The 12,900-nt window shown below is 72.1% G+C and carries 9 protein-coding genes and 1 pseudogene; 3 read left to right on the forward strand and 7 right to left on the reverse strand.

The genetic code is table 11. The features are described 5' to 3' along the window. Window positions 1-132: 132 nt before the first annotated feature. The 5 genes and pseudogenes from GA0074692_RS21185 to GA0074692_RS21205 form a co-directional block, all read right to left on the reverse strand. Complete coding sequence (locus GA0074692_RS21185; RefSeq protein ID WP_091646919.1) at window positions 133-576, reverse strand: hypothetical protein; 444 nt, start codon at window positions 574-576, stop codon at window positions 133-135. A 144-nt stretch (window positions 577-720) separates the two neighbouring features. Then, on the reverse strand, window positions 721-1,656 hold the full coding sequence (locus GA0074692_RS21190) for a YihY/virulence factor BrkB family protein (RefSeq protein ID WP_091646920.1): 936 nt from the start codon (window positions 1,654-1,656) through the stop codon (window positions 721-723). A gap of 264 nt (window positions 1,657-1,920) precedes the next feature. After that, entirely contained in the window at window positions 1,921-2,496 is a 576-nt protein-coding gene (locus tag GA0074692_RS21195; protein WP_425413349.1) for a 2'-5' RNA ligase family protein, read from the reverse strand. 28 nt (window positions 2,497-2,524) lie between these two features. Beyond that, entirely contained in the window at window positions 2,525-3,550 is a 1,026-nt protein-coding gene (gene trpS, locus GA0074692_RS21200; RefSeq protein WP_091646922.1) for a tryptophan--tRNA ligase, read from the reverse strand. Window positions 3,551-3,688: 138 nt separating this feature from the next. After that, a pseudogene (locus GA0074692_RS21205) lies at window positions 3,689-4,651 on the reverse strand (hemolysin family protein); the annotation flags it as partial. A gap of 283 nt (window positions 4,652-4,934) precedes the next feature. Between GA0074692_RS21205 and galE the strand changes: the two are divergent. Then, entirely contained in the window at window positions 4,935-5,918 is a 984-nt protein-coding gene (gene galE / locus GA0074692_RS21210) for a UDP-glucose 4-epimerase GalE (protein ID WP_091653857.1), read from the forward strand. Then, the gene (gene galK, locus GA0074692_RS21215) at window positions 5,915-7,096 is read left to right on the forward strand and encodes a galactokinase (protein WP_091646924.1); all 1,182 of its coding nucleotides are present in this window, start codon (window positions 5,915-5,917) and stop codon (window positions 7,094-7,096) included. The genes galE and galK overlap by 4 nt, the downstream gene beginning before the upstream one ends. Window positions 7,097-7,162: 66 nt before the next feature. Here galK and GA0074692_RS21220 read toward each other — a convergent pair whose 3' ends face one another. Beyond that, window positions 7,163-8,227 (reverse strand): glycoside hydrolase family 26 protein, encoded by a 1,065-nt coding sequence (locus GA0074692_RS21220; protein WP_091646925.1) that lies wholly within the window; start codon window positions 8,225-8,227, stop codon window positions 7,163-7,165. After that, the gene (locus GA0074692_RS21225; protein WP_091646926.1) at window positions 8,214-11,180 is read right to left on the reverse strand and encodes a glycosyl hydrolase family 28-related protein; all 2,967 of its coding nucleotides are present in this window, start codon (window positions 11,178-11,180) and stop codon (window positions 8,214-8,216) included. Before GA0074692_RS21225 ends, GA0074692_RS21220 begins: the two co-directional genes overlap by 14 nt. Window positions 11,181-11,910: 730 nt before the next feature. On the opposite strand from GA0074692_RS21225, the gene GA0074692_RS21230 reads away from it, so the two are divergent. Beyond that, entirely contained in the window at window positions 11,911-12,891 is a 981-nt protein-coding gene (locus tag GA0074692_RS21230; RefSeq protein WP_245730402.1) for a LacI family DNA-binding transcriptional regulator, read from the forward strand. Window positions 12,892-12,900: the final 9 nt, after the last annotated feature.

Genomic DNA, 12,900 nt, shown 5'->3' on the forward strand with positions numbered 1-12,900 from the left:
GTTCGCCGAGCTTCGCGCCGGCGGGCGACTGGGGCTGACGACCCTTGTGGTGGAGGGTGAGGGTATCGGCGCCCCGGGGAAGCTTCCCCGGGGCGCCGATCTGCGTCCCGGCCCGGCCGGTCCCCTGCCCGGTCAGTCGGGCGGGCCGGTCAGGCGGGCGGCGATCCGCCGAAAACCGGCCCGGAGCTGCTCCTCGGTCGGCGGGGTACGCGGCTCGCCGTGCGACTCCCCGACCGCCGCCTCCTCCAGTTCCTCGTCGACGACGTCCTCGAAGTCGCCGTAGAGGTCGGCCTCCTCGGTCCGGGCCGTCTCGTCCTCGGCGGCGATCCGCGCCGAGGTGATCTCGCCCCGGATCTCGTCGGCGGAGACGGCCGGCAGCAGCGGCTCGACCACCGCCATCAACTGCTCGTCGGCGACCACCGACTCGGCCAGGGCCAGCGCGTGCGGACGTTCGTACGGCCCGCAGACCACCGGCTCCCACTCCTCGGCGTCGCCGAGCGGACCGAAGGTGATGATCCATGGCAGGTCGAGCATCGGCGAGTCGTCCGGCAGCTCCAACGTCACAAGTGCGCCCACGCGCCCATCATGGTCCCCGGGACGGAATGGCGAGCCCGATTCACCCTAATTGCCACCCGGTATCTCAGCCGTAGGCTGTTGTGGGCCGGCCTGGGGAATCATCCGGGCTGGCAGCCGGGCGCAGGCATGGGCCGGTCCGGCGGATCAGCCGGGCGCGGGGGTGGGCCGATCCGGGGGATCCGGCACCGGGCCGGTGACCGGGGCCACCGGTCGGCCCCCGTCCGCCATGTCGAACACCTGGCCGGTCCGGCTGGTCGCGACCAGCGCCGCCCCGAAGAGCACCAACTGGTTGAGCAGGTAAAGGTAGAGCAGCAAACCCACCGCGCTGGCGACCACCGTGTACGCGGGGTTCCGCTCGGTGCGGACGACGTAGTACCGGCCGACCGTGTTGAGCAGGGTGATGCCCACGGCGACCAGCAGTACCACCGGCCGCAGCCGCCGCCGACTCATCTTCAGCCGGGGCACCAGCACCAGAAAGGCAGTCGCCAGCACCAGGTTGACCAGGACGCTGAGCAGCGCGCTGACCGTGGTGAGCCCCACCGAGCCGGTGCTGCGCAGCAGCAGGCGCAGCAGGGACTCCAGCGCGTCGACGGCGACGACCGACGCCCCGAGCAGTACGAAGATCGCGAGCAGGACGCCGAGGTCGACCAGTCGGCGGACCACCAGGTTGCCGGGCTGCTGGTTGAGGCCGTAGACGAACCGCTGCGAGGACCGGATCGCCTCGACCCAGCCGATCCCGGTGAACGCCAGGATGAACAGACCGATCACGCCGACGGTGCCGCTGCTCTTGGCGATCTGCTCCGGGTCGAGGAAGGGCAGGTTCTCCCGGAGGAAGCCGGCCGCCGCCTTGCTGACCTCGTTGTTGTTCTCCAGGATCGCGCCGAAGATCGCGAACCCCACCAGCGCGAGTGCGAAGACCGCGAAGAATCCGTAGTAGGCGATGGCCGCAGCGAGCCGACCGCCGAGCACGTCGTTGTAACGCACCCCGGCCCGCCAGACGTGGTCGAACACCCGGGACCGCCGCCGCAGCAGCGTGATCCGCCGGTTGGCCCCGGCCTCGATCCGCCCGAACACGTTCACGCGAGCATCTTCGCCGATCCGCCGCCCCACTGCCCGCCCGACACCAGACGGCCGTGGCACTGGTTCCATCCCGGGGTTCGTCACCGCACCACTGCGTCGAGTCCAATGCAGTAGCCGACGGTGGCGTCATCCTGCACCCGCCGCCTCACCCCGCGCTGACGGGACCGCCAGCTCCAGATCTTGGACAGTTTCCGTTATCGCAGAACGGAAAGTGTCCAAGATTCGCGGGACCGACCACGGGACCGACCACGGCGGCCGGCCGGATCAGGGGCCCAGGGGGTAGTCGCGGTGGGGTTGCCAGCGGATCTGGCCGGAGTGCGAGAAGAGGGTGAACGCCTCGACCTCGAAGATCGCCGAGAAGTCGGCCAGGTCCTCGTAGACCCGGTCCAGCGCCTCCGGCGCCACGTCCTGGGCCACCGTCACGTGCGGGTGGTACGGGAAGCGGGCCTCCCGGCGCAGCTCGGGCGCGGCGCTGATCGCCTCGGCGAGCAGCTCGCACTCGCTGATCCCGGCGGCCACCGCGACGAAGACCACCTGGGTCACCGGACGGAAGGTGCCGGTGCCCCGCAGGTGCAGGCTGAACGGCAGGTGCGCGGCGGCGACCTCGGCCAGGTGCGCCTCGACGACCGGCATGGCGTCCGCCGGGATCTCGGTGGGCCCGAGCAGCGTCACGTGCGCGGGGATGTGGGCCGCCAGCGGGTCGCCGGCCTCCGCCCGCCGACGGGTGAGGAGGGAACCCCACGGCTCGGGAATGTCCACCGCCACGCCAATCTGGGTGGTGGCGGCCGTGCCTGACGTCGCGCCGCTACGCTCCACGCCCCACGCCACCCCTCCGGTCACTGACCCGTCCACCGTTGACGTCACGACGTCACTCGACGCGTACCGGCGGGAAGAACCCGACCCGTTCGTACGTGGCCGCCAGGGTCCGGGCCGCGACCGCACGGGCCTTCTCGGCCCCCCGGGCGAGCAGCTTGTCGAGCTGGGCGGGGTCGTCCAGGTAACCGCGGGTCCGCTCCTGCACCGGCCGGACGAACTCCACCACCACCTCGCCGAGGTCCTTCTTGAGGTCGCCGTAGCCCTTGCCGGCGTACGCGGCGACCAGGTCGTCGATGCTCCGCCCGGTCAGCGCCGAGTAGATGGTCAGCAGGTTGGCGATGCCCGGCTTGGCCTCGGCGTCGAACACGATCTCCCGGCCGGTGTCGGTGACCGCCGAACGGATCTTCTTGGCCGAGCGGGCCGGCTCCTCCAGCAGGTTGATGATGCCGGCCGGCGAGGACGACGACTTCGACATCTTCGCGGTCGGGTCCTGGAGGTCGGTGATCTTCGCGGTGTCCCGGACGATGTGCGCCGCCGGGACGGTGAACGTCCGGCCGAAGGTGGTGTTGAAGCGCTGGGCCAGGTCGCGGGTGAGTTCCAGGTGCTGGCGCTGGTCCTCGCCGACCGGCACCGCGTCCGCCTGGTAGAGCAGGATGTCGGCGGCCTGGAGGATCGGGTACGTGAAGAGGCCCACGCTGGCCCGCTCGCTGCCCTGCTTCTGCGACTTGTCCTTGAACTGGGTCATCCGGCTGGCCTCGCCGAACCCGGTGACGCAGGAGAGGATCCAGGCCAGTTGGGCGTGCTCGGGCACCTGCGACTGGACGAACAGGGCGCACCGCTCCGGGTCCAGCCCGACGGCGAGCAGTTGGGCGGCGGCCGTCCGGCTGCGCTGGCGCAGCGTCTTCGCGTCGTGCCCGGCGGTGATGGCGTGCAGGTCGACGACGCAGTAGAAGGCGTCGTGGGTGTCCTGGAGGGCCACCCAGTGCCGGACCGCGCCCAGGTAGTTGCCGAGGTGGAACGAGTCGGCCGTCGGCTGGATGCCGGAGAGGACGCGGGGGCGGGCAGGCACGTCGGACATGGCGGCAATTGTGTCAGCAACGCCCGGCGTACGTCATGACGGGCCGGCGGTCGTCCCGGCCACCGGCGCGACCAAAGCGCCCTGGGCCGGAGCAGCCGGAGCCGGCTGGGCCGCTGCCGCCAAAGCCGCCGGGGCCGGGGCCGGCTGGGTGGGGCTGGCCGGCGTCGGGCGGCGTGGTTCGACGGGACGGGCCACCGCGACCGCCACCCGGGCCACCCGGCGCCCTTCCAGGGCGAGCACCCGCAGCGACCAGCCGGTCGACTGGTCCGGTTCCGCGTCGGGGTGATCGGCCGGGCCGCCAGCCGGGGCCCGGTTCGCGGCACCGGCGGAACGCTGTTCGGCCGGCTCGGCGGCCACCGGCACCTCGTCCCCGACCACCGGCAGCCGGCCCAGGGCGGCCATCACGTACCCGCCGACCGTCTCGTACGGGCCAGCGGGCAGGGCCACTCCGGTACGCCCGGCGAAGTGGGCGAGGTTCAGCCGGCCGTCCACCACGGCGGGCAGGCCGGCATGCCCGGGGTCGGGCTCGGTGTCGTACTCGTCGTGGATCTCCCCGATCAGCTCCTCGATCAGGTCTTCCAGGGTGACGATGCCGGCGGTGCCGCCGTACTCGTCCACTACCACCGCGAGGTGGTGCCGTTCCCGGCGCATCTCGGTCAGTGCCGCCAGCACCCGCTTGCTGCCGGGTAGGCGCTTCACCTCGCGGGTCAACTGGCCGACGGTGGTCCGGGGGTCCGGGTCCGGGTCGGGCCGGAGCAGCAGGTCGCGCAGGTGCACGAAGCCGACCACGTCGTCATGGGTGCCGTCGACCACCGGGTAGCGGGTGTGCGGGGCCGCCCGGGCCAACTCGGCGGCCTCGGCGACGGTGAGCCGGGCCGAGAGGAAGACCACCTCGGTACGGGGCATCATCACCTCGCGGACCAGGCTGGCCCTGGCCACCAGCACCTCGTCGATGATGCGGCGCCCCTCCGCGTCGAGGAGGGTGTTCGCGGCGACCAGGTCACGCAGGTCCGCCTCGCTGATCCGCTCCCGGCCGGCGGCGGAGCCCGCGCCCAGCAGATGGGTCACCAGTCGGGTCGCCCCGTCGGCGGCACGGACCACGATTCCGGCCACTGCCCGCGCCACCGGGCCCGGTTCGGGTCGCGGTCGCCTCGATCGTCGTGGCCGCCCCGGCTGTCGCCGCCGGGGCCGGGTGCTGCCCGTCGCCCGCATACCAGAGATGGTAGACACCGGCCCCTCCGCCAGATCCCCCATGTTCGACTCTGTTTGATCCTGGCAGATCGTGGTGGAATATTCCCAGCGGCGCGCCAGGCTGCCTACAGCCGACGACCGTAGGGTGAGTGCGACGGCCACCACGGCGGCGGCCGGGCAAAAGGGGGCACAGGTGAAACTGCTCGTCACCGGCGGAGCCGGCTACATCGGCAGCGTGGTGACCCGGATGTTGCTGGACGCCGGCCACGAGGTGGTCGTCCTCGACGACCTGCGCACCGGCCACCGGGTGGCGCTCGCCCCCGAGGCGACGCACGTCGAGATCCCGGTGCATGAGGCGGCCAGCGTCCTCACCCCGGAGGCCGGATTCGACGGCGTGCTGCACTTCGCCGCCCTGATCGCCGCCGGCGAGTCGATGGTCCGGCCGGAGCTGTACTGGCACAACAACACCGTCGGCTCACTCGCGCTGATCGACGCCGTGCGGGCCGCTCGGGTGCCGCGCCTGGTCTTCTCCTCCACCGCCGCGGTCTACGGCAACCCGGTCGAGCTGCCCATCCCGGAGACGGCGGTCAAGGCCCCCACCAACACGTACGGCGCGACCAAGCTCGCCGTCGACATGGCGCTCACCTCCGAGGCGATCGGGCACGACCTGGCCGCGGTCTCGCTGCGCTACTTCAACGTGGCCGGGGCGTACCTGCGGGGTGACCTGGCCATCGGCGAACGGCACGACCCGGAGACCCACCTGATCCCGATCGCGCTGGAGGTGGCCGCCGGCCGGCGCGAGAAGCTCCAGCTCTTCGGGGACGACTACCCCACCGTCGACGGCACCTGCGTCCGCGACTACATCCACGTCGAGGACCTCGCCCGCGCCCACCTGCTCGCCCTGGCCGCGGCCACCCCCGGTCAGCACCGGATCTACAACCTCGGCAACGGCAGCGGATTCACCAACCGGCAGGTGGTCGAGGTGGTCCGCGAGGTCACCGGCTGCCCCGTACCGGTCGAGGTGGCACCGCGCCGCGAGGGTGACCCGGCCGAACTGGTCGCCTCGTCCCAGCTCGCCCGCGCGGAACTCGACTGGGAGCCGGCGAAGCCGACCCTGCACGACATGGTCGGCGACGCCTGGACCTTCTACCGCACGCACGTCCAGGACCGGCCGTGACCACCCACACCACCGCACCGGCCCCCGCCGGTGACGTCGCCGACCGCGCCACCGCCGGCTTCCGGCAGCGGTACGCCACCGAGCCCGCCGGCCGCTGGGCGGCTCCCGGACGGGCCAACCTGATCGGCGAGCACACCGACTACAACGACGGGTTCGTGCTCCCCTTCGCCCTGTCCCTGCGTACGGTGGTGGCTGCCGTCGCCGAGCCGGACGAGGTCTGGACGGTCTGCTCGGAATTCGCCGACGAACCGGTCCGGTTCACCGTCGACGACCTCGTCCCCGGCCGGGTCACCGGCTGGGGGGCGTACGTCGCGGGAGTGGTCTGGGCGCTGCGCGAGGCCGGGTACGCCGTGCCCGGCGCGCGGCTCTCCGTCGCCAGCGACGTACCCGTCGGCTCCGGCCTCTCCTCCTCGGCGGCGTTGGAGTCAGCGGTGCTGGCCGCGCTGGTCGACCTCGGCGGGCTCGACCTGCCCACCGAGCGGCGGCCCCGGCTGGCTCAGCGGGCCGAGAACGCGTACGTCGGCGCACCGACCGGGATCATGGACCAGTCCGCCGCGATCCGCTGCCGGGCCGGGCACGCGCTCTTCCTGGACTGCCGCAGCGAGGAGGTCGAGCACATCCCGTTCGACCTCGACGCCGCCGGCCTGGCGATGCTGGTCGTCGACAGCCGGGCCCCGCACCGGCACGCCGACGGCGAGTACGCCTCCCGCCGGAGGTCCTGCGACCAGGCGGCCGAACTGCTCGGGGTGCCCGCCCTGCGGGACGTACCCATCGCCGACCTGGACGCGGCGCTGGCCCGGCTGCCCGACGGGGAGACCCGGCGGCGGGTGCGCCACGTGGTCACCGAGAACCAGCGGGTCCTCGACACCGTGGCGCTGCTGCACGCCGGCCGGGTACGCGAGATCGGTCCGCTGCTGACCGCCTCGCACGCCTCGATGCGGGACGACTTCGAGATCACCGTGCCGGAGGTCGACCTCGCGGTGGAGACGACGCTGGCCGCCGGGGCGCTCGGCGCGCGGATGACCGGCGGCGGGTTCGGCGGCTGCGTGCTGGCGCTGGTGGAGGCGCGCTCGGCGGAGGCGGTCACCGCCGCCGTCACGGCCGCGTACGCCGAGCGCGGCTTCACCGCCCCCGGGCACGTCACGGTGCTGCCCGCTCCGGGCGCCACCCGCCTCTGAGACGCAGGAACGGCAAGGGTGCCCGGCCCCGGCAGGGCACCCTTGCCGCACGTCAGTGCGCCGGTGTCACGGTCGACCGCTCGGGTGTCGTCCTGGTCTCGGCAGGAAATACGGGTCGTGCACGAGCTGCAACAACGCGGCCTCGGTACGGCGGTTGCCCGGCAACACCCAGTCGGTGTCGCCGCTGCCCCGTGAGTCGAAGTAGACCAGGGCACGGACCAGCGGGAACGTCTCCTTCAGGTCCACCCGGGCCCGGCGCAGCCACTCGGCCTGTACCCCGGGCGCGGTGTCGTTGACGCCGCACTCCGCGATGATCATCGGCTTGTCGTGCCGGATGCCGAAGTCGTAGAACCAGGGGAAGAGTTCGGTCAGCGGCGCGTGGTCGTTGGTCGGCCGGGCGTACCCGTCCGCCCCGACCCAGTCGACCATCGAGTCGCCCGGCCAGAACGACGAGACCCGCCCGGTCCGGTACGCGAGCCAGGTCGGACAGAAGACGAAGGCGACGTTGGCGGCGCCCTCCTCCCGGAAGATCGTCCGAACCCGACGCCACGCTTCCTTGAAGGTGGTCGGCGTGTAGCCCCGCTGCGGCAGGTCCATCTCCCAGGTGAACCGCAGGAGCACCGGCTGACGCAGGGCCCGCAGCAGCCGCGCCTGCTGCCGGACCGCGGCGTCGTTCGCGCCCGCGGCGGTCGCGGCGAGGACGGCCTGGGGGCCGGCACCCCAGGACAGCAGCGGAGTACGCCCCCGAGCGATGTCCTCGGTGAGCCGGTCGGCGCGGAACGGGGTACCCCAGTGCTGGAACGAGTGGTCGATGCCGAGCAGTTCGTGCGTGACCCGCTCCAGGGCCTCCGGCTCGGAGATCCCGGGGTCCCGGTCCGGGTCGTGCTTGACGAAGGCGCCGAACAGAGCCCCGGCAGCCGGAATGACCGACGCCGCCGGGACGACCTCGGCCTGGGGGACCTCGGTCCCGTCCAGTTGGGCCGGGAAGACGTCGGCGGGCGGGGTCTCCGCGTCCGCCGCTCGGGCCGACGCGGTCGCGAACGCCGGGCCGGCCACGGCAGCCGCGGTGGCGGCCAGGAGGCCCCTGCCGAACGTCCGCCGGCTGGTCCTCCCCAGATCACCGCGTGCCATAGATCTCCACCTCGAAGACGCGGGCCAGTCCGTCGGTCGGGCTGGGCTCGGTGAACGACACCCGTACCTGCTGGATGCCGCGCGGTGCGTCGACCAGGTCGAGCCGGACCGGGCTGGCGGAGTTCTGCGCCACGGTCCCGATCGGCGCCCATACCCCGCTGACCAGGGCATCGACCTGGAAGGCCCGCACCCGGAGGCTGTCGGAGCCGGCCACCCCGCTGTAGAGGACGAGCCGGTGCAGGTTCGCCGGCTGCCCCAGGTCGATGGTGAGCGTCGGGGACGGGTCGGCCGAGCCGGAGATCCACCGTCCGCCGGTCCGGTTCCCGTCGACGGCGTTGCCGGCCACGTTCGTGGACAGCGTCGAACTGGCCGTCACCGTGGCGCCCCGGGCCAGGTTCTCGCCGCCGACCCGGACCGGCAGGTTCAGCGGGAGCTCCTGCTGTTGCCCGGCCCGGGTGTACGTCAGGGTCAGCGCCACGACGCCGTCGCCCTCCGCGTCCTCGGGCAGTCGTACGTCGACCGCCGCCGTGGCGGTACGACCGGCGAGCAGCGTCGACGTGTCGAGCGCCGCCTGCGCCTGCCACCCGGTCGGGGCCCGGACAGCGACCGCGAGGCGGGTGAGCGTCCCCGGACCGTCGTTGCGCAGCCGAACGGTGGTGCTGCCCGAGTGTCCGGGTACGACGGTGATCCCCACGTCGTCCGGTGCGGCGTACACGCCGGCCGGCTCCGGCACCTCGTTCGGCACCCCCACCCCGAGGTAGGCCACCTCCAGTTCGGGAACGGTGCGTCCGGTCACCACGTCGGTGACGGTGGCGCCCCAGCGGGTGTTGGCCGTGTTGTCCGGGCGGTAACCACGGGTGCCACGAATCACGATGCCGCTGCTGTTCCGTAGTCCGACGGCGTACGGGTAGGGACCGAGCACCGTGGCGACGCGGAAGAAGACCGTGTTGCCGAAGAGCACGTCGTGCACGTCGTCCAGCTCGACGGCCTGCGACCGCCAGCCGTAGATGTGGTCCTCGGTCTGCAGGGCGTGGAACTCCCAGTTACGCACCCGACGCAGCACGACCTCACGGTGCTCGTGGTGCTCGACGGAGACCTCGTACACCCGGCCCCGGACCGAGGTGTCCTCGACGAGGAAGCCGTTGTCGGCCCAGCCGGCGACGCTCCACAGGTTGACGAAGGTGCCGCCACCGCCCTGCACCCAGAAGTTGTACTTGTGCCGGCCCCGGTACTGGTAGCCCGGGTCGCCGGCACTCGGGTCACCGGGCTGGGTCTGCTCGGGGTGCCACTTGACGAACTGGGTCAGGGTGTCGGCGAGGTGACTGTGCGGGCCGGACCGCCAGAGCACCTGCACCGCGCCCGGGGTCTGCTGGGCGGAGTCGAGGCCGAGGCCGGTGACGTGGTTCGTCCCCCCGCGTGGGGTTTCGATCATCGCCTTCGGCCGGTCCGGGTCGCTGAAGGCGGGCGAGCGGTCGGGCAGTTTCAGCCAGGTCTGCCGGGGGTGCAGGCCGATCAGGTTGCTCTGCGGACGCAGCCGCAGGGTGTCCCCGATCAGGTACTGGCCCATCGGCACGTACACCGTGTCGTACCTGTCGATGGCCTGCTGGAAGACGGCGTGGTCGTCGCTGGTGCCGGTGCCGACGGTGATGCCGCGGGCGGCGGCGTACTCGACCAGGTTCACCCAGCTGTCAGTCGCTGGCGGCAGCGGGACGTCCGAGGTGAGCAGCCGGGTGAAGCTCGCGGGCGCGGCGGGCACGGCCGAGACGACCACCCCTGTCGCACGTCGCTCGTCGTCGCCGAGCGCGTCGTGTACGCGCAGGCCGAGCGTCGCGTCCCGGACCAGGTAGGACGAGCCGGGACCGGCCCAGGTACGTCCGCTGGGCACGGTGGTCAACAGCGCGCCGGCCCCGGTCACGCCGGCGTTCACCACGTTGAGCTGGTTCTGGCCGCGAATCAGGTCCGGCTCGGCCCCGCCGGGGATCGCCTCGTTGTCGTTGAGGGTGATCGCCGGCCCGGCGATGTTCTCGAAGACGGAGTCCTGGACGTAGAGACGCTGGGTCTGGCCGGGGTTGGCGACGATGCCGGCGGGTGTGTCGGCGAACCGGTTGCGGATCAGGCTGAGCTTGCTGTCAGTGTGCAGCCTGATCGCGGCTTCACGCTGGCCGGTGAAGGTGGTGTCGAGCAGGGTGGTCTGCCAGCCGGGGGACGCGGCGTACGCCAGTAGGCCGACCGCGCCGCCGTCGACCCGTACCCGCTGGATCAGGTTGGCGTTGTGGTCGATGCCGGCGTACCCGTCGCCGACGTGGATGTCGAGATCCTGGAGGACGAACATCTGCGCGCCGCTGAACCGCACCGCGACGGCGGCCGGGTTGCCTGCTCCGATGCGGATGTCCAGATTGACCAGTCCGGTGCCGAAGGTGTCGTTGTTGCCGAAGGTCGGCGTGGTCCCCGGCTGGTACGGCCGACGGGTGGCGACGAACAGGAACGACTGGTTGCCCTCCTGGAAACCGGGCGTCGACTCGCCGAGGTGAAACTCGGGACGCTTCGCCCCGAAGCCGATCAGTCGCACCGAGGCGTGCAGGTCGACCCGGCGGGACAACCGGTAGCGCCCCTCGGGCACGAAGACCACCCCGCCGCCGTCGCCGACGGTGACGCCACGGGCTCCGCCGACGATGTTGCCCAGGCCGTTCTCGCCGCCGCGGCGGGATGCCTCGTCGATGGCCGCCTGCAACGACGCGGTGTCGTCGCCGACGCCGTCGCCGTGCACCGGGAACTGGTCGCTACCGAGGACGACCGCGGTGGGATCGGTCGGCATGGTCCGGTAGGCCGAGGCTCCGGCCGGTGCCGAGCCGGGCGGCGCGGCGGCGGACGTCGCGCTGGGCGGTGCCGCGACGGCGGTCGGGCCCGGGACGGTCGCCGGAACCAGGGCCACAGCGGCCACGAGGAGACCCACCAGGAGGCCCGTCCGGCCACCTGGGGGGCCACCTGCGGGTGGGGATGGGAGTTCGGTCATGAGTTGGCCTTTCCTGCCCCTCGGGGCTGGGTCGGCGACCAGGTGGTCATGCGCATTACCACCTTGCTTTTCGGACCGTGGGGTGTCAAGGGCGGGACCGGATAGTGCCTGTCTGGTTAGGACATTGACTTTCCGGAGAGGAGCCCGCAACATGCAGGAAATCCGCTCCCGGCGCCGCCGCGCGATCACGTAGTCATGCGCATGACCATTCGAGATGGCGGCTCGGGAGCGGGTCGGATGACGGAAACGGCGTCGACCGACCACTCGACGCCCGCCCGGCCCGACACCCTCCTCGCGCCCACCGGCCACCGGTGGGCCGACGTCACCCTCGCCCCCTCCGCGCAACCTTCCACCGCCCACCGGCGAGCAGGAGGGTCGATCACGGACAGTAACCTCCAGCATCGCGATCGACCGTGACAACCCGCCCAGATCCTGCGCCGACCGGCCGCCAGGGTGCACTAATCCGTATTACCTAGGGGGCTTTGGTTTCGGGCAAGTTAACGGCTGACTCTTGACATCGGCTCAGTCGAGGGGCGAAGCTCCCTCAAGCACCCCGCTAATGCGTATTAGCTCCCCCAGGAAAGGCCAACCCGTGGCTTCTGCATCGAGACGCGTCACTCAGCGTGACATCGCACGCCTGGCTGGTGTCAGCCAGGCGACCGTCTCACTGGTGCTCAACAACCGCGCCGACGCCGACGTCCGGATCGCCCCGGAGACCCGGGAGCGGGTGCTACAGGCGATTGCCGACACCGGCTACGTCGCCGACCCGGTGGCCCGCCGGCTGGCCTCCCGGTTCAACCGGATCATCGGTGTCTTCACCTACGAGCCCGCCTTTCCCAGCGGCACCCGCGACTTCTACCACCCGTTCCTGCTCGGCATCGAGGAGTACGCCGAGCGGGTCGGCTGCGACCTGCTGCTCTTCACCAGCGCTCCGGTTGTCGACGGTCGGCGTCGGGTCTTCCACCAGGACAACCGGCTCCGCCTGGCCGACGGGTGCATCCTGCTCGGCCGGGAGATCGACGGCACGGAGCTGCGTCGCCTGAACGCGGACGGCTTCCCGTACGTCGCCGTCGGCCGCCGGGACGACGCCGGTGGTCCGGTGCCGTACGTCGGCGCCGGCTACGCCGAGGCGGTGGGACGGCTCGTCAGGCTGTCCCTGGCCGCCGGCCATCGACGCCTCGTCTACCTGGGCATGGGGCTGACCGCCGAATCGTCCGCCGACCGGTACCGCGGCTTCCAGGAGTACGCCGCTGGTGCGGAGAGCGCCCGGCACATCCCGGGCACGGGGCAGGACATCGACACGCTCCTCGACGGTCTGCTCGCCGACCGGGCCACCGTCGTCCTGGCGGAGGACTTCGCCCACGCGGTGGCGCTGGAACAGGCCGCCCGCCGGCGCGGACTGACCGTTCCCGGCGATCTCTCCATCGTGACCCTCGGCGATCCGACCGTCGCGGTGCCCAGCGACGTCGCGTTCACCGGGTTCCACATCCCCCGGGAGGAGATGGGCCGTCAGGCCGTGAAGCTGCTGGCCGACCTGGTCGACGGCAGTGTCAGCGGCGTCCCTCAACGACTCCTTCCCTGCGAACTTGTCGAGGGCGAGACCCTCGGCCCCCGAATCCGGCGGTCGACCGCCGCTGAGCGGCGACCGTGAAATCTGGAA

It is taken from the genome of Micromonospora pallida, from assembly GCF_900090325.1.
Classification (GTDB): domain Bacteria; phylum Actinomycetota; class Actinomycetes; order Mycobacteriales; family Micromonosporaceae; genus Micromonospora; species Micromonospora pallida.

Coding starts and splice junctions, on each gene's coding strand:
- trpS (WP_091646922.1), bottom strand. CDS start 3,550: ATGTCCGACGTGCCTGCCCGCCCCCGCGTCCTCTCCGGCATCCAGCCG.
- GA0074692_RS21220 (WP_091646925.1), bottom strand. CDS start 8,227: ATGGCACGCGGTGATCTGGGGAGGACCAGCCGGCGGACGTTCGGCAGG.